We start from the raw sequence: 17,913 nt of genomic DNA, 5'->3' as shown, positions 1-17,913 counted from the left end.
TATCAATCTGCAGCGTGACGCTCGCCGAGGCGTTACACGACGCCTCTTGCCGCTATGCGCGCTCTCCGTGGATGAGTATATTATTTAAATAAAAGTTAAACATTGTCTAAAATTGGGGTATAGTATACTGTATTACAAGATAAAGAACACTTTTGTGGTACGTTGTTGCATGAAATAGCTCATGCTACAAGTGGATACACAGATGCGACCCGTCCATTTGAAAGTGAATTAACCCATTTTTTAGGTATTGTTGCCAGTCATGCCTTATAATAGTAACTATTCAGAATTCACTGCATGCCACAACAGTTTCATGTCAGAGACTCATTGACAGAGTTATTCAATCATAACCATATGTCAGGAATCGTTTCATCCAACTGATTGAAAATCAACGACAAATCTTTCAAAATAAACACTTGTTTTTTTGCATATGTTAGATTACGAAGTTATCAGTAATGGCACTGCTTTGACCACAATCGATGGTCATAAAGCCAAAATTTCTGTAGGCGTTTATCCACCAAGTCACTCACATCCTTACTATCTCGTCAACTGGAATTTGCGTATGCACTACGATGAAAATCCTAATTATGACGATGAGGTAGTATGCAAAAAGTATTTTAGAAGCGGCAAGTTCCCGATGGATTTCTGGGATGCAGATTATGCGCTTGAAAAAGCAATGGAGATCATTTCCGAACGGGTCTACTCGCTTTGCTAAATCAGAAACTGCTTCTGCAAGAATATCCCAATCCCATTGCAGGCATATTCCTGACAGAAGCAGCAACGAAAGGTCATAAGATTATTCCGGTTTATATTTCGTCTTCAGTCTGTTTAATATGACATTGTGTCCGCCTTCCTGCTTGGCAAAAAGTTCTATCTGCCGAGCAATGTCACCATATCCAGCCTCCTTCACCTTTCGAGACAATTCCATCACCTGGTCCTGTCCTTGGATTTCTCCCTCAGCCATCTTGTCGACATACCCCCAGAAATCATCGGGGATCAGACCTGCCAAAGTCGCATAATAACCGGAATGTACCGCTTCCTGACGTGCCAGTTCCCGAAAGGCCTTGGCCATATCTTCATTGCCATTTTCTTCAGCGACCTGTGCCATCGCATAATAAGTTTCTACACCTTGTGCTTCCAAATTTGCAGCACCTTCAAACACTTTTTCAAAGGGTGTCCCTTTAAATGATCCACTTAATTTCATAATCTTCTCGTTGTTATTTGTTATTAAACTTCTGACCGCTCAATTTTCTGATCATATCATCCAATGCAGGAATAAGTTTGCGGACAGTTTCTTCTTCTATACATTTCTCTTTCAGGAGTTTGCCCATACAATGTGGGATTTTCTTGGCTTCCTGCTCCATATCCCGACCTTTCTCTGTGAGGATGACTATCATCTGCCGGGCATCTTCCTTTCCTTTTACTCGTTTTACAATCCCCAATGTCTCCATCCTCTTCAACAAAGGAGTAATCGTATTGGTTTCCAGCATCAGTTTCTTGGCTATATCATTCACCGGCATATCTCCATGTTCCCAGAGGACCATCAATGTCAGATACTGAGAATAAGTGATTCCGAGTTTTTCCAGATAAGGGCGATAAGCCTGAATGACTAGTCGAGATACCGTATAAAGACGGAAACAGATCTGATTGTCGAGTTTCAATTGTTTGTATACCATCGTACTGATTACAATAAAGACACAATATCCTTTTCTATCTTTTCGGGAGGCGTCACTGGCGAATAACGCTTGATGCTCTCACCATCCTTGGCTATAAGGAACTTTGTAAAATTCCATTTGATCCGACTGCCCAGAAAACCTTTTGTCTTGCTCTTCAAATATTCAAATATCGGCTCTGCCTCGTCTCCGTTGACATGGACCTTCTTCATGATCTGAAAAGTTACACCATAATTTAATTGGCAGAATTCTTCAGCTTTACTCCCATCGGAGAGTTCCTGATTGGCAAAATCACCCGAAGGAAATCCGATTACGGTCAAACCTTTATCCTTGTACTTCTCATTCAGTTTCTCCAGCCCGGCAAACTGTGGCGTAAAGCCGCATTTGCTGGCTGTATTGACTATCAGAAGGACCTTTCCTTTGAAATCAGAGAAGTCCAATTCCTTCCCTCTGCTTGTCAAAGCCTTAAAATCATAAATTGTCTTCATCCTACTTCTGTTCTGTTCCATACTGCAAATATAGAGCAAACTATTTGTATCGCGCAAGATATATGCAAAGTATTAACTTTGTTTATGGAATATCGTGCACGATACTATAGTATTATACAATCGTTAACTTATATCGCAGGCGATATAGATCATTTCAGTGGAGAGAAGCGAATTGGAAAACGGCAAACAGACATGATCCAGTACGTCCCATTCAGAAACGCAATCCCTTGATCGATGTATCACAAATGTACACCTGAACTCAATACAGATCCAGCAGTTCTGATTTCAGACGGCTATATGCCAAATAGGAATAGAGACATTGATCGATCAAGTGTACCTTATTATGGTATGAGACCATACATTATTGATATGATAACTTTAAAATTTTCGTTAAATCTTCATTCATGTAAAATCCTTTTATTATAATTTTCGTATATTTGAATGCAAATTCAGGTGGAACACCGCCTTTTACGATACCAATCTATCAGGAAAGGCGGTGTTTGAACGCTCCGAAAGGAGGTACGGACAGGTCATTGTTCTGTGCGTATCATGAAGCAAGTGAAGATTGCCAATGTCAGGCACCATGAGCGTGCTCCTCAACAAAATAATACTCAAAGACAGCTCTGCTGCAGATTATGGTCGTTATTTCGTCAAGCAAAAGAGTCAACCCAAGGAACGGATATAAACAACCCAATATATGGACTCAGACAGATCATGGATCAATATGCGGTATTTCGTCATTGCCGCTATCATCTTTACGATACTGATATCCCTTCTCTCCATTCATCGGTGTCGGGGGAAGAAGGTCTCCATGCCAGAAAGGATGAAACAGGTCCTCAACAGCACCAAGATGAATGTATACTATGACAAGTCTTACCACTACTATGTGCGCTATCCGAGTTTCTTCGAGCATGTCCCGGATTCTCTTTCTGATGACGTAGGCACATGTACATTCAGGTATTGGGACAACTGGATCTACATCGGGCAATCCGTCAACATCGTTGACAATATCAACGGTCTCTCCACGAAACAGGGAATGGACAGTCTGAGTATCCAACTGCACGCAACGGCTAAACGGTATGGGAAGAAATACTTCATTCTTGCTGGTCATTATTACGATGACAGCGGACAACCCAACGGTTACCGATACTATTCCAAATACATCCCAAGCCAGAAGATCTGGTTCGTACAATCGCTAACTTATCCTGACGGATACGAAAAAGCTGTCGCACGGCTCAAGAAAGAAATTGACTCCTGGACAGTCTGGAAGAAACGTCCCCAAAGAAAACTCCCGTTCTCTCTGACTGATCAAGAGAACTCGTCGAATACGACAGACAACACGGTCTTCTGGCCGTCACACCTCTGATCACAATGCTTTTCAGACAGCCCTTTCCCTGCATATAAGAACTAACATTGCCTGACAACCTCATTGCGTTTCCTGTTTTAAAGTTATTTAACCTTCGTACATCTCCACAACCGGATAATATCTTTACTTTTGTTCATTAAAATAAAGTAACGGTCTCTTATGGCAAAAGAAGAAATCAGAAATGCCCTATACCCTAATTGTCCCATCCGGAACGTACTTTCACACTTCAGTGACAAATGGTCAATGCTGGTCATTTTCACGTTGGAGAAATTTGGGGTGTTGAGGTTCAGGGATTTGCACCATCATATCCCTGACGTATCCCAGAAGATGCTTACTGAAACACTGAGAAAACTTGAATCTGACGGTCTGGTCAAGCGGAAGATGTACCCGGAAATCCCACCCAGGGTGGAATACGCCCTTACGGAAAGGACTGAAACTTTGATTCCGCTATTGAACTCGCTTCTGCAATGGGCGAAGGACAATATGGACGACATCATCAAGGACAGGATGAAATACGACAGGAGAAAGAGCAATCCTTCCCAATAAAATCTGTCTTTCTTTACAGGGCAAGACCTTTGGGAAGGATGTTTTCGGTTGGAAGAATTGTTGCATCACCTATTCCCTGAACGCTGTCCATTGGTCCGGTTTCCAACAAAAGCCATGCACATCAGTCAAATGACTAGAAGCCTCTTAAAATAGTATAAATATCACGCTAAGGTGAGTCACCCTTGAGTGATATTCGTTATCTTTGAGTTGGAAACAGAACAACTGCACATGAAAAGACCATTTGTTTATGGCGAACTCGCCCAAAAAGAAAATTTCATCGACCGTGAAGAGGAGCGTCAGAAGATCAAGACTTTCCTGGGCAACGGCATCAATGTCATGCTGATTTCTCCCCGTCGTTGGGGGAAGTCTTCATTGATCAAGAGGGCGATGCAGGAGCTGACAGCGGAACGGTCTGATGTGCGGGTATGTTTCATCGACGCTTTCCGGATACATACCGAAGCGGAATTCTACAATGCTTATGCCACGGCCGTCATCAACGGCATAGGGAGTACCTTGGAAAAAGCCATCTCTTTCTTGAAGAAATACATTCCTTCGCTCAAACCGAGCGTCACCTTTGGCAACGATTCCCTGAATGCTGTCTCTCTCAACCTGAATTTCAAACCGCTCAAAAGGAGCGCTGAAGAAATACTGGACTTGCCTGAAAAACTCGCTGCCAGCCACCACTACCATGTCATTATCTGCATCGATGAGTTCCAGCAACTGGCCGTTCTCCCCGAATGGAAGAATATGGAAGGAATGTTGCGGTCTGTCTGGCAGCAACAGGAGGATGTCAACTACTGTCTGTACGGCAGCAAACGGCACATGATGCTGGACATCTTCAATAATTCCAACAATCCCTTCTACCGCTTCGGTCAGACGTTCTATTTGAATAAGATCAGCCGGGAACATTGGATTCCTTATATCCTCAAGTCTTTCCGGGACACGGGGAAGACCATCTCTCCTGAAATGGCAGGAAAGATCTGTGATACCGTGGAATGTCACTCGTGGTACGTGCAGCAACTCAGTTTCTTTGTCTGGTCTGCCACCCGGGATAAGGTGACGGATGAAATTTTCAATTCCCAGTTGACGCTTCTCATCGACACCAATGCACCGGTATTTGAAACAGATACGGACAATCTCGTACCTTCTCAAATCAATATGCTCAAAGCCATCGCTGACGGTGAGATGCACTTCAATGCCAAGGCTGTCAATGAGAAATACGAGTTGGGCGCGCCTCAGTCGGTCTCAAGAAACCAGAAAATGCTCATCCGGAAAGACATCATCGAGAAATACCAGGACCGGTATACCTTTGTCGACCCTGTCTTCAAACTCTGGTTCGTCCGCAATTTCTGTTGATCGGGTGTCTCCCGTATTCCTCCACGCCAACGAGAATCAGAGACCGGCAACTCGTAAATCGGGCAACGACTACATGACCTCTCCGAAAGGTTTCAATCTGAGCATACCATTACCCGAAACATCCATCCAACTTAAGAGAAAAAAATAATCTCTTTGCCAAATGGCAAAGAGATTGATTAATGCAGAAAACTACCCAACATGAACCTCCTGTCAGTGAATCACATCCAAGATTCACACATATTGTATATGACATTCAGGCGTTGAGTTGATAAAAGACATACGAAAATTTTAAATAGACTTAATACTTACTCAGCACATATCCTGACAATGTGCCTAAACTAACCTAAATAGCGTCATTCATCCAAAATGTAATCAGTAATCCCTCCCGAACGCCTTCAAGAGGATCATAGGCGATATGATGATCAAAAGAATTCTCCACGAATTTGTTAAATCATCCCCATTCTTTCGGGGAAAACTATTTTATCCCCCTATTTCTTTTATTGAAGATATTGAAGCGGTCAGAGCTGGAATTTTGGTGAAGCAGATATCTGAGAGTACAAGTGTCTTGCGGTCACTACTCTTATCGTCTCTTCCTGACGATTTCAACAGAACTAATATCATGCGTTCTCTTATATAACACATTGTTTCCCAAAAGACCTTCTTCATATTTCCTGTCTTGTCAAGCAGCTTATTACTACTCACTATGAAATGTTTACTTTGCAAAAGTAATCATTATGACGCAAATAAACAAATATATGCATCAATAATTAACATTATTAACAATAACAACACCAATATGACAAATATAATATGGTGAGATTACAACTTTAACAGGACGAAGGTTGGTGAGATTCCTTAAAATAATGGATTTTACAACCACATTAAGTACATATTCTAAATAACCTGTGGGCAATTTCGTTCCAAATTAGTATAAACTACAATCCAAAATCTGATTATTAGTATTTTTTTCATAACTTTGCACCCCAGTAAATAAATACAAGACTATGAAACAAAAAATTTTTCTTTTGCTCCTTTGCTTAGAAGTATTTACATTCAGTTCCTGCATCAGAGAAGAAGCTCTCAACGACGAAGCCGACATTACATCTTGTATGGCCGGTGACAGTATACTGATCCGCGACCCTATCATAACGAATGATAAGATCACCCTTTATATCAAGGACTCCGTGGATATCACAAAGCAGAAACCTGAGTTCACGCTCACTGAGGGTGCTACGATCTCTCCTGCCAGTGGAACGCTTCTGAATTTCTCCACGCCTCAGAAATATACGGTCACTTCCCAAGACGGAAAATGGAAAAAGACCTACACCGTAGAATATGTCTACTCCAACCCTGCAACGATTTTCCATTTCGAAAACGTCAAATATTATACCTACCCTGATCCGGATACAGGCAAGGATAAGAAATTCTTCCAGATCTTCTATGACCAGACAGGAGACAGCACGAATACGGACAGCGCTACCGCAGAATGGGGCAGTGGAAATGCCGGATACATGATCACAAATTCAGATGCCGCTCCTACAGACTATCCGACTTATCAGGGCGACGACGGTTTTATCGGGAAATGCGCAGTACTGGAAACGCGCAGCACAGGTCCTCTGGGCATCATGTTCAAGGCACCTCTTGCTGCCGGCAACCTCTTTACGGGCACTTTCGAGGTAAATATGGCGAATATGGCCAAATCCACGCATTTCGGCACGCCTTTCTACCATGTTCCTACAGAACTCGTGGGTTACTACAAATACAAGTCCGGTCCGGTCTTTACCGATGCCAACAGCAATGTCATCAAGGGCAAAAAGGATGAGTTCAATATTTATGCCGTGTTCTTCGACACCTCAAACGGTGTAGATCACCTCGACGGCACGAATTCTCTGACAAGTGACCAAATCGTCTCCAAGGCCCGCATCACGGGACAGAAAGAGACGGATACATGGACGCGTTTTGTGATCCCCTTCAATCTCATCCCGGGAAAGACGATCGATGAGAACAAACTCAAAAAAGGCAAATACAGTATTGCCATCATTATGTCATCCAGTAGTGGCGGAGCTACTTTCAACGGTGCCGTAGGCAGCACTCTCAAAGTGGACGAAATGCAACTGTTTTATAAAGCTGACAACAAATAATGAGAAAGATATTTTTATTAGTACTGTTGATGGCCATGCCCGTCATTGCAGTCAATGCCCAAAGCGACAGGAACCAGTACTTGCAAGAAGCTGAGAAAAAGGGTTGGGAATATGATGTCAAGTTCGGAATCAACATCGGCGGATCTGCTCCTATCCCTCTGCCTGTACAGATCCGGGCTATCAAGAAATATGATCCGCGATTGAATGCCTTGATCGAGGGCGATGTCATCCACTGGCTGGGTGAACAGAAGAAATGGGGCGTCTCTGCCGGATTGCGCTTTGAAGAGAAGGGCATGCATACCGGTGCGAGGGTCAAGAGTTATAGTACTGAGGTCATCGATGGAAACCAGAAGGTCAGCGGCAACTATACTGGAAATGTCCATACGAAATACAGCAGTATTCTGATGACGATCCCTATCATGGCAAACTATAAGATCAACGGAAGATGGCGGGTACGTGCCGGAATATTCGAATCTTGCAAGTTGGACGGTGATTTCTCCGGATACGTATCTGACGGCTACCTCCGACAGGGAAGTCCTGTAGGACAGAAACTTGAATTTAAAGACGGCAAGCGCGGCACTTACGATTTTTCCCACGATCTTCGGCGCTTTCAGACCGGTTTGCAGGCCGGTGCTTCATGGTTTGCTTTCAATCATTTCAGTGTGAATGCTGACCTCTCATGGGGACTCAATGATATTTTCAAGAGTGATTTCAAGACGGTCACCTTCAATCTGTATCCGATCTATCTCAACTTGGGATTCGGGTACAAATTCTAACTTTCTGTTGTCCTGCAGAGAATCACTCCAAAACGAAAAATCAGGCATCTTCTCGGATGCCTGATTTTTTGTATACGTCATATCAAAGGTGTGCCGGATCAGTTCACTTTGGGAGCCTCCTCTTTGAAGGCATCCATGATGACAGTAGGACGATGGTTGCGGAAAGCGCCGAGTTTGTATTCCCCTTCCAATTCCGGTGCCCAGTAGAAGACGCCATGACAGTGACCGTCTGTGTGATGGGCTGCCTGTTCGATCAGGGCTTTCAGGAAGACCTTCCCTTTCACAGCGGAATCGGCATTGCAACCGGTCTCCACGATCATTGTCTCCGAACCGTATTTCTGATACAAGTGGTGAATATTGGCCATCACCCTCTCCAAAGTCTCCTCATCGCTATGCGTGATCTTGGAATCCTGGTCCCAGTAAGGATAGACGCTCATCCCGATCATATCCCATTTCGTACCGTATTTCTTCAGACCGTCAAAGATAAAGTCGTACCTCTTCTGATCTGCCCCGCAGTCCAGATGCACGATGCACTTCGCTTTCGGATAGACGCGTTTGACAGCCTGATAACCTGCTGCCGTCAATTCGGCATACTGCTTCATGTTCTTTTCCGCATTCCCAACGGGCCACAAGAAACCGTTGGTGGTCTCATTACCTACCTGGACCCACTTGACATCAATGCCGTTCTTTTTCAGTAGTTTCAACGTATAAGCCGTATGGTCAGCCAAGGCTTTTTTCATTTGTGAAAAACTCATATTCTTCCAGGCTGCAGGGATCACTTGTTTGCCGGGATCTGCCCACCAGTCACTATAGTGAAAGTCTATCATGATCGCCATGCCCGCTTTCTTGGCACGAAGTGCCATTTTCAGGACATCCTCAGGACCGGACCATCCGCCTTTCGGGTTCACCCATACACGAAGCCGCACGGCATTCAACCCATATTGCTTCATGAGTTGGGTATTCTCCGTCTCTATGCCCTGGACGTTATACAACTTCTGGCCTTCTGCTTCCAACTGTGTCGTACCGCTGATGTCTGCACCCAACCAGAAGGTATCGGCGCCATGGATGGAAGAAGAAAACAACAGGAATAAAAAGATTCCCAATACTTTGATCGTTTTCATATCGTCTTCAAATTAATAGTATTTATCACTGATTGATGACTTGCTCTGTAAGTTGAATCCCCTGCCCTGACTCACTATTTATACTCCTTCAGAGTCACACCGAAAGCTTTTTGAAAGCACTTCGAGAAATACCCGGAATTGGAAAATCCGACCATGTACATCACCTCGGAGACGGAGAACTTGCCCTCTTTCAAGAGCGAGGCAGCTTTCTTCATCCTCTGGTTCCGAATGAGTTCTACTGGAGTCATATCCGTCAATTGTTTGATCTTGCGATAGAGTTGTTTGCTCCCCATCCCTACAGTTTTCTGGAGTTGGGTGACATTAAAATCAGAATCTTCTATGTTCTGCTCTATCGCCTCCGTAATCTCAGCAAGGAGCGCATCATCGGCATTGTCTTCCGGTGCTTTTTCAGGGACGTCGGCTATCGGTTTTGCGATGCTCCGGTCTAGCGGGAAAGTGAAGAAAAAGGTGGTGTGTCCCTCTTCAGAATGATCCACTTTCAAGGTTCCCTGATGCAATACCGTATATTTTCTGACGGCATATAGAGAAGAAAAACGCTGGAACATCATCGCCCGCTCTTCAGGAAGGAGTTTCATCTTATTGTCAGACAGTTCGATGTTGACTTTCTCCCCGATCATATCACTCTTCACGGAGAAAGTGAGTACAGCGCCCCGTTCTGACCTCCCGGTCATGAAGGCCAAGGTATCATAGAAGATGATGGTCCACTTGATGATGTCCACTTGTTTGAACAGTGCCTCATCATCAGTGGAGAATCTCAAGGTCATGTGCTTCTCGGCAGCTTTCCCTTTATTATCTCCGACCAACTGCCGGCAGAGTTCGATGATGTCCACCGAAGTCAGATCCAGTTGTCCTTCTTCCTCTCCCGAGTCAGAATCAATATCCAGACTCTTATGCGTCAGGTCGCTCAGGAGGGCAGCATTTTTCCGAATATCCTCCATTTCCATAGGCGCCTTCGTCTTATACCCCGGCGACATCAGGCGATTGACTGATGCCATGATCCGACCAAGATATTCCTTCAAATGACGGGACAGATGGGCATAGAACTCTACCTTAGAGCGAGACTGTTCCAGTATGCGCTCTTTCTCCTGACGCTCCATCTTCAACCGCTTCTTGACCGTATAGAAATTGAAACTCCATACTGCCAACGCAATCAGGAAGATGGCATACAACAGTTTTGCCCATACGGAAAGATACCAAGGGGGAAGGATCTTGATCTTCACGGAATAGACCTCATCCGAGAGATTGCCTTTCCCGTCCATCGCCTTGACAACAAGCCGATAAGAACCATAGTCCAGGCCGTTGTAAGTGATCCTCCCGTCTTCCAGATTCCCATACTGCCAGTTCTTGTCAATCCCTTCCAGGCGATAGGCATACATTGAAGACAGGTGATTGTTGTAAGGCAGATCCGTCAGTTCGAAGGTGATGTCATTTTCATTATGACTGAAGACGAAATCTTTCAGGTATCGCACATTCCCCCGCTTGTCCTGATAGGGATTGCCATTGACAAGCAGTTCGGAAAGGATGACCGGGCCACTCTGGAATGAAGATGGCGAGATGGCCGTCATGTCCATACTGATATACCCGTCATTGCCTGCGAGATAGACACAGTGGTCACGGGGCGAATAACAGGCTGCAAGGACCTCCATTCCGGGAATTCTGAAACTGCTGTTGTTCCCGTTCCTACTGATCATCCGGCAGACGTTGGCGGAAAACACCCACATCCTGTCTGCCACCCGACACATGGCCGTCACTCTCCCTGAAGAACTGTTGTCATGGAAGGCGTTCACCATCACCCTCTTTCCGGGATCGGTGAAGATGTCCACGCCACCATCCCGGCCTGCCCACAAGCGGCCCGAAGCGTCTGTGGCAATCACGTTATATATATAAGGTGACTGTGTACGTCTCACGCTGTAAGTGGACGGGTCTATGCAGTCGATGCCTTTGCCGAAGACCAATGCCCATATCCTGCCTTTCCGATCCTCACAGAGTTGCTCGACATGGATGCCCTGAAGCCCGTTATGAGTGGAGATGTGGCGGTCAGCGACGCATGAGCCTGAAGAGGCGAGGAGTTTTTTCTTCGAGATCACGAAGACTCCTCCCATATATGAGGCGATCCACAGTCTGCCCCGCTCGTCCAACAGGATATCGTACGCCCACGCTGTCGAATAAATGCCACTGAGGTCCCTGACGATAAAGTTGCGGAAAGTTCCTGTCCGGGGATTGTAATAGTTGATGCCATGGTCTGTTGCCACCCAGATATCCCCATCAGTATCCTGGTACACCTTTCTGACACGATTATGGGACAGGAAATGTGAAGCATCGTTCTGCCGGTACCAGGCAAGATGAGCATAGCCTTGCGTTGTCAACTGAAAACGGATCAGACCGTTAGTCCCGCCGATCCAGTTGGTCCCCGACCTGTCCTGGAAGAATACGTGCAGGCAGTTGCCGTCACCATTGCCTGTAATATCACTCAAAGGCACCCATTTATAATGGCTGTTCTGAGAGAATTGGGAGATGCCATTGTCCGTGCCCAACCAGATATTGTTCCAACGGTCTTTGAAGATCGACCATACGATATTGTTGACCAATGTCTGGGGATAGCGGGAGTCATGGGCTATCCGCTCTGTCTTTCCGTCTCTGTCATAGGTGTAGAGTCCGTTGTCCGTTCCGATGAAGAGGATTCCATGATCATCGACGGTCAGGGACTTGACCGAATTGCCTTTGAGCGCCTTCACCTCCGACAATTTACCATTTCGGTAAGCATACAACGCACCTTCTGTCCCCAGCCAGATGCAGTTTCTCTTCTTGTCAAAAGCCATGGCGTTCACAAGTGGCTGACGTCCTGCCGTAATCCTGACAGGGCGGACGCTGTGCCGGCCGTAGAAGAACAGTCCGTTGATGGTCCCGATCAACAACCCCGTATGGGTCTTCAGTAAAGAATAAACTGCAGAATGTTCGTTCCCCTCTTTCCGAATCTTTTTCAGGAAGGGATCATAGGCATAAAGGCCTTGGGAGGAACCGAGATAAACCTTGCGGCCGCTGAAAAGTACGGCCCGAATATCCTTAGGTCCGCCCACAGGTACTTTCTCATAGCGGTTCGTTCTGATATTATAGAGGAGCAGTCCGTTGTCACATCCCAGATAAAGGCGGTCTCCGGCTCTCCTGACGCAATGCACGCGTTGGTTGGAAAAAGAATGTTCCTCGAAATGCGGATAGAAATGGTAACCATCATAGGCATACAGGCCACGCTCAGTCCCCATCCACATCATGCCATCCCCGTCTTGGGACAGGCACAATATCGTAGAAGCCCCGGGAATAGTGACATTTCTGAAGCGGTAATCCTTCGCATTCCCTCGCAGTAAGATGATCGATAGGAGGACTATAATTAGAAAAAACTTTCTCTTGTTCTTCACAATTCAGGTAGATAATCGTTTGGGTTATTTACCTGCAAAAATACGTATTTTCTTTGAGAAACAATGTTTTTTCAAACCTTTCTATTGAATTCCTTCAATAAAAAACGAAGAAGGGCAAGGTGAAAGTCATCAAGAGACTACGGCAAGTGCCTTAATCTTCGACATATTTGGGAGAAGGTCCATCATCATTTTCCTGCGGTTCACTATCCAGACACAGGAAGACAATCAAAACGATCTTATAGGATTACCAATTATTCAAATCACAATGACTCTCGACCTCCTTCTCAATCCGATCAGGGAGAGCGGGAAAGAAATCGATGCCGGTGATCCGCTCCACCTCATCTACTGTATTGACAAATTCCACGGGTTTCCGGCCTTTGGCAGACTGATTCCGGCAGATGAAACCTATCGCTTTCGGCGTGCCCCGCATACAGAGTACGACCTTGAAGAACGCCTCAGGCACGACAACCCTGTTTCTGCCGATCGTCTGATGCTGTCCGCGAAGCAACACCGGACCACAGACTATATAGACATCCCCATATTTCTGTGCCCATTCACGGCAACGCTTCTCGATGGTGTTCCACAATCCCGAATTCAGTCCTGCTGCCTGAGGGCACATATTAGTCACCAGAAAGCAATCAGCCATTGCCTTTGCCGACCATTTGTTGTCCCCTGCAGGACACATGTGCCCATGTGTCCAACCGGAATGCCGGTAATCTTCGCTGTACTCTTTCGGATCCGGCACGCTCCCATCGTCCATATAGTCATAGTCCTTGCGCTGAACAGGACCGTCTGTATGCGCTGTTGTCAGATGCCAGGCGACCCAAGAAGGTATTCTGGTGGCGGAATTATAGGATTCCACAAAACCAGTCCGCCTGAGTATCCTTTCAGGGGTGTTTTTCAAAGGTGCAGGGATTTCCAGTCCCGTCACTTTTGCCGAATGTCCGGAAAGTACAGGAGCAAGCCCTGCTTGTCGACCGGAGTTGTGAACAGTCCCGTCAGAAGGAGTCTGCTTTTCCTCTGCAAGAACCGGTCCTGCCATCGGCAGATGTCCACCCTTGTGAGCGCAGGATGTACCGGAGAGGAGTGAGAGCGCCACCAGCAATCCACAGAAAGCCGAATATCGTAATAGTTTCATAGCCCAATTTTAAATCTACTGATTAAACGTAAAGGATGACGAAATATTACCAATTAATCAAAGAAAAAATGGCTTCAGTCAAAATAACTGTTCAGGCGCTTTCTGCAAAGGGGAAATGCCGACCGAGGGCCCTTCAACCATAAATGGATTTTTCTTCGTTTTTATACACAATTCCTCCTTGAAATCCTTGGGGATATGGGAAAACTATTGTATATTTGCCTTGTGTATCTTAATAACAAATGTAATAATATATAACAGAAAGGGAAATTATGGCAAATGTAGTTTTAATCGGTGCGACCGGTTTCGTAGGGTCTGCTATACTGAAAGAATTGCTGGATCGGGGACATCAAGTGACGGCAATTGTACGCAATATAAAGAAATTACCTCAAAATGACAACCTCAAAGCTGTCGAGGCTGATGTAGCTGATGTAGATGCTGTGGCTAAGGTCGCAGAAGGCAAAGATGCTGTCATCTCTGCCTATAACCCGGGATGGAAGAATCCTGATATTACAGAATTGATCAATACGAACTATCCAAAGATTCTGGAAGCTGTCAGAAAGAGCAAGGTCAACCGTTTCCTGATCGTAGGAGGCGCAGGCACACTGTTCGTCAAACCCGGACTGAGGGTCGTTGACTCTGGAGCTATCCCTGAGGCTATCATGGGTGGCGTAAGACCTTTAGGCAACTTCTACCTCAATGTCCTGACGAAGGTGGATGACGTTGACTGGGTATTCTTCTCTCCTGCTGGCAAGTTTGATCGCGATGGTGGAAGAACAGGAAAATTCCGTCTCGGCAAAGATAACTTGGTCGTAGATGCTGAGGGCAATAGCCATATTTCTGTTCAGGACTATGCCGTGGCAATGGTGGATGAACTGGAAAAACCACAGCATCATAAAGAGCGTTTCACCATAGGTTACTAAGCCTGATTGGAGACGTATCATTACAGATAAAGATTGCTCCGCCTTTTTCCGGAGCAATCTTCTTTCTTCCAATCAAATACATGCCTTTAATACCCCTGAAAGCACAGTATCTTCCATGAAAGGCAAGTCCAAAGTGCTCTGATCACTATAAAAACGTACAGGAAAACAACTCGTTAGTCACTAGTGCAGAAGTCCGTAAAGGAACTTTTTGCAAATCACCCGCAGAGGGGCATCGTTCTTTTCATTTTCTGAAGTTCCAAAATCTGTAAAGGTTTGCGTGTAAACTTATTATCATAACTATTTCAAAGATCCGGTTTGCTCAGTTTCCGAAATAGTTATAACTTTGAACCGTCAATTTACAATCGCATGATACAGGATAAAGGGAGTTCATCGCAATTCATATATCACAGATTCGTTCACCTCACCAACCTTTATATACCTACAAAGACATTTGTTGTATCGATATGAGGGCCGGACTGAACAAACCTTATTTTATATAATGGATCAATTTATTCTAAATATCAAAAACATGTACAAAAAAATCAAATTAGCACTTATGGCTCTTTGTCTGGTATCTGCCATTGGCGTTTCTGCAAAAACCAGAGTGATCTCACACCGAGGGTATTGGACAGCTCCGGGTGCTGCACAGAACTCACTGGCTTCTCTCAAGGGTGCACACGGCTTAGGTGTGTACGGTTCAGAATTCGATGTTCACATTACTAAAGATGGTGTCGTGGTCGTCAACCATGACCGTGTACGCCCTGATGGGATCAACATCGAACTTGCCAACTACAAAGACCTCGCGAACGAGAAATTATCTAACGGAGAACCTCTCCCTACCCTGAGGGCTTACCTCGAGGAAGGGAAAAAGTTGCACGGCACTCAGATGATCCTCGAGATCAAGGCCCATATCACGCCTGAAGCAGAAGACCGCTGCGTGGACTCTGTCCTCAACATTGTAAAACAGTTGGGCATGGTGAAGCAAGTGGAATATATCTCCTTCAGTCAGAATGTCTGTGAACAACTCGCACGGAAAGCTCCTAGAAATGTCCAGATCGCATACCTCAATGGAGACCTGACACCAGAACAGGCAAGGGCCATCGGTTGCACTGGCATCGACTATGAGCAGAGTTGCTTTTTCAAGCATCCTGAATGGATCACCCAAGCCCATCGACTGGGACTGATCGTCAATGTCTGGACAGTGGATGATCAGGACAAGATGAAACAACTGATCAACGAAAAGGTGGACTTCATCACGACCAACCATCCTGTAGAAGCCTTGAAATTGACAAAATAACATAACATGGGGTCTCCCGGCAAAGGAATGTTCTGATCTCCTCTGCCGAGATCCCTTTTCTCACAACCAGCCTCATCTACAACCGTAAAGAACCTATCGAATCGATTCTATCAGAAAGCCTACCATCCCCAACAGCCTTGTAATCAAGAAGATTATCCATTATCATGCTAATTCGCAAAACTTGTTAATTAATGTTGAGAAGAGGGATATTTGTCATTTTTCATGAGATTTTATGTATCTTTGTTCTCGATAAGGATAATCAAAACAAGAATTGCATGATAAGAAAAAACATTTTATTATTGATTTTCTGCCTGCTTTCGGTCATGTCAAAGGCACAGTCCGGACACATGAAATTTGCCGGAATACCCATTACAGGTACTATTTCTCAATTCCAAGCCCAATTGATTGCAAAAGGCTTCACGCAAAACGTTATCAACAAATTCGAGAACGAACAACTTGACGGTACTTTGGCGCCTGAAGGCAAAAGGCTCTTCCATGGAAAATTCGTCAACCAGAAAGCGAAAATCAGAGTTTTTTTCGATACCAAGACGGATCAGGTCTTCAGAGTTCAGGCTTATTTCACCAAACTCAATAAGAATTCAGCACAATTCAAACTCGAATATTTCAAGAGTCTCCTCGCCAGTAAATACGGTGCCAATCACATGAAGGAAGCCGACCAAAGCAAGGAACTGCCGGGATTTCTATTGACCACCTCACAAGGGCAGGTCTATGGCTATATCACCAAAAGCACAATTTTTTACAATACTTATATAGAATACACGGATTCCCTCAGCGAGGCGAGTCACCAGCACCGGATCATGAATGATCTGTGAACAGGGAGACGCGACTTTACCCGCCCACTTTCCATCTGATTTTTTCTCACAAGAAACAAGTTCCAAAGAAACCTATAGCACCTTCATATCCTTTCTGATGCTTGCTCAAAAACTTTTAAAGTTTCCGAAATTGGGATAAAAAAACAGTTACCTGAAAATAGTTTTAGAAGAATAGTATACATATTCAGGAAATTATGTATCTTTGTTCGTCATTTCAGAAATTATAATAAAGCAGAACTCATATGAAAAAATCTGTATTGATAGCCCTTTTCTCCCTCTTGTCCATCTTTGCACAAGCTCAGAATGAACACTTGAAATTCAATGGGATTCCATTGACGGGAACCATCGAGCAGTATCAGAAACAACTGATTTCAAAGGGATTCAAACTGAATAAGTTCTCTAGCAAATATTCGGTGGAAGACGGGACAAGGATCTTCAATGGCAAATTTCTGAATAAGAAAGCTAAGATCGCCGTCTATTTTGACCCCGAGACACAGATCGTATTTGCAGCACAGGCTTATTATAATCATCTGAATGCTCAGGATGCCAAGATCAGGCTGGAAGAACTCCGAAAACTCCTTGCCAGCAAATACGGCAACAATGCTTTTGTCGAGCATGACCAAAGCCCGGAACAACCCGGATTCATCATCAACGCAAAAGAGGGTCAGATCTATGGTTTTGTCCAAAAGAGCAAAGGTGTTTACCATAATTTCAGTACCCATATCCAATATACTGACGCCATCAATTCGTCCAACCATAAGAAACAGTTTATGAACGACTTGTAAAGAATACTGATCCGTTTGATAGAAATGCCTTCAATACCACTG

16 protein-coding genes are annotated in these 17,913 nt (G+C 44.8%); 10 read left to right on the top strand and 6 right to left on the bottom strand.

The genetic code is table 11. The features are described 5' to 3' along the window. The first annotated feature begins 427 nt into the window (after nt 1-427). Nucleotides 428-712 (top strand): hypothetical protein, encoded by a 285-nt coding sequence (locus tag NG821_RS08400; RefSeq protein WP_252761212.1) that lies wholly within the window; start codon nt 428-430, stop codon nt 710-712. 81 nt (nt 713-793) lie between these two features. On the opposite strand, the gene NG821_RS08395 is transcribed toward NG821_RS08400, so the two are convergent. From NG821_RS08395 to NG821_RS08385, 3 genes are read right to left on the bottom strand one after another with little or no spacing between them, the layout of a single operon-like run. Then, entirely contained in the window at nt 794-1,201 is a 408-nt protein-coding gene (locus NG821_RS08395) for a ferritin family protein (protein WP_252761211.1), read from the bottom strand. 13 nt (nt 1,202-1,214) lie between these two features. Then, nucleotides 1,215-1,673 carry a MarR family winged helix-turn-helix transcriptional regulator gene (locus NG821_RS08390; protein WP_252761210.1) on the bottom strand — a complete coding sequence of 153 codons (459 nt, stop codon included), beginning with the start codon at nt 1,671-1,673 and terminating at the stop codon, nt 1,215-1,217. 8 nt (nt 1,674-1,681) lie between these two features. Further along, the gene (locus tag NG821_RS08385) at nt 1,682-2,158 is read right to left on the bottom strand and encodes a glutathione peroxidase (RefSeq protein ID WP_252761209.1); all 477 of its coding nucleotides are present in this window, start codon (nt 2,156-2,158) and stop codon (nt 1,682-1,684) included. Between the two features lie 697 nt (nt 2,159-2,855). On the opposite strand from NG821_RS08385, the gene NG821_RS08380 reads away from it, so the two are divergent. The 5 genes from NG821_RS08380 to NG821_RS08360 all read left to right on the top strand — a co-directional run bounded on the left by NG821_RS08380 (nt 2,856) and on the right by NG821_RS08360 (nt 8,343). After that, complete coding sequence (locus NG821_RS08380) at nt 2,856-3,524, top strand: hypothetical protein (RefSeq protein WP_252761208.1); 669 nt, start codon at nt 2,856-2,858, stop codon at nt 3,522-3,524. Between the two features lie 159 nt (nt 3,525-3,683). Continuing rightward, the gene (locus NG821_RS08375) at nt 3,684-4,070 is read left to right on the top strand and encodes a winged helix-turn-helix transcriptional regulator (RefSeq protein ID WP_252761207.1); all 387 of its coding nucleotides are present in this window, start codon (nt 3,684-3,686) and stop codon (nt 4,068-4,070) included. Nucleotides 4,071-4,298: 228 nt separating this feature from the next. Beyond that, nucleotides 4,299-5,426 (top strand): AAA family ATPase, encoded by a 1,128-nt coding sequence (locus NG821_RS08370; RefSeq protein ID WP_252761206.1) that lies wholly within the window; start codon nt 4,299-4,301, stop codon nt 5,424-5,426. Between the two features lie 1,004 nt (nt 5,427-6,430). Continuing rightward, the gene (locus NG821_RS08365) at nt 6,431-7,567 is read left to right on the top strand and encodes a PCMD domain-containing protein (RefSeq protein WP_252761205.1); all 1,137 of its coding nucleotides are present in this window, start codon (nt 6,431-6,433) and stop codon (nt 7,565-7,567) included. Beyond that, nucleotides 7,567-8,343, top strand: a complete 777-nt coding sequence (locus tag NG821_RS08360; RefSeq protein WP_252761204.1) for a porin family protein — start codon at nt 7,567-7,569, stop codon at nt 8,341-8,343. Before NG821_RS08365 ends, NG821_RS08360 begins: the two co-directional genes overlap by 1 nt. Nucleotides 8,344-8,441: 98 nt before the next feature. On the opposite strand, the gene NG821_RS08355 is transcribed toward NG821_RS08360, so the two are convergent. From NG821_RS08355 to NG821_RS08345, 3 genes are all read right to left on the bottom strand, one after another. Then, nucleotides 8,442-9,464 (bottom strand): glycoside hydrolase family 53 protein, encoded by a 1,023-nt coding sequence (locus NG821_RS08355; protein WP_252761203.1) that lies wholly within the window; start codon nt 9,462-9,464, stop codon nt 8,442-8,444. Nucleotides 9,465-9,538: 74 nt separating this feature from the next. Continuing rightward, on the bottom strand, nt 9,539-12,898 hold the full coding sequence (locus NG821_RS08350) for a two-component regulator propeller domain-containing protein (RefSeq protein ID WP_252761202.1): 3,360 nt from the start codon (nt 12,896-12,898) through the stop codon (nt 9,539-9,541). A 244-nt stretch (nt 12,899-13,142) separates the two neighbouring features. After that, a complete protein-coding gene (locus tag NG821_RS08345) occupies nt 13,143-14,036 on the bottom strand; it encodes a DNA/RNA non-specific endonuclease (RefSeq protein WP_252761201.1) in 894 nt (297 codons plus the stop codon). A gap of 269 nt (nt 14,037-14,305) precedes the next feature. Here NG821_RS08345 and NG821_RS08340 point away from each other — a divergent pair, with 269 nt between their 5' ends. The 4 genes from NG821_RS08340 to NG821_RS08325 all read left to right on the top strand — a co-directional run bounded on the left by NG821_RS08340 (nt 14,306) and on the right by NG821_RS08325 (nt 17,871). Beyond that, nucleotides 14,306-14,956, top strand: coding sequence for an NAD(P)-dependent oxidoreductase (locus tag NG821_RS08340; RefSeq protein WP_252761200.1), 651 nt, complete (start codon nt 14,306-14,308; stop codon nt 14,954-14,956). Nucleotides 14,957-15,485: 529 nt separating this feature from the next. Then, nucleotides 15,486-16,253 (top strand): glycerophosphodiester phosphodiesterase, encoded by a 768-nt coding sequence (locus tag NG821_RS08335; protein WP_252761199.1) that lies wholly within the window; start codon nt 15,486-15,488, stop codon nt 16,251-16,253. Nucleotides 16,254-16,528: 275 nt separating this feature from the next. Then, the gene (locus NG821_RS08330) at nt 16,529-17,086 is read left to right on the top strand and encodes a hypothetical protein (protein WP_252761198.1); all 558 of its coding nucleotides are present in this window, start codon (nt 16,529-16,531) and stop codon (nt 17,084-17,086) included. Nucleotides 17,087-17,328: 242 nt separating this feature from the next. After that, nucleotides 17,329-17,871, top strand: coding sequence for a hypothetical protein (locus tag NG821_RS08325; protein WP_252761197.1), 543 nt, complete (start codon nt 17,329-17,331; stop codon nt 17,869-17,871). Nucleotides 17,872-17,913: the final 42 nt, after the last annotated feature.

This window comes from Segatella cerevisiae, from assembly GCF_024054555.1.
GTDB lineage: Bacteria > Bacteroidota > Bacteroidia > Bacteroidales > Bacteroidaceae > Prevotella > Prevotella cerevisiae.
Note: the sequence above shows the minus strand (reverse complement) of the source record. Positions and strands in the feature narration are given on the sequence as shown.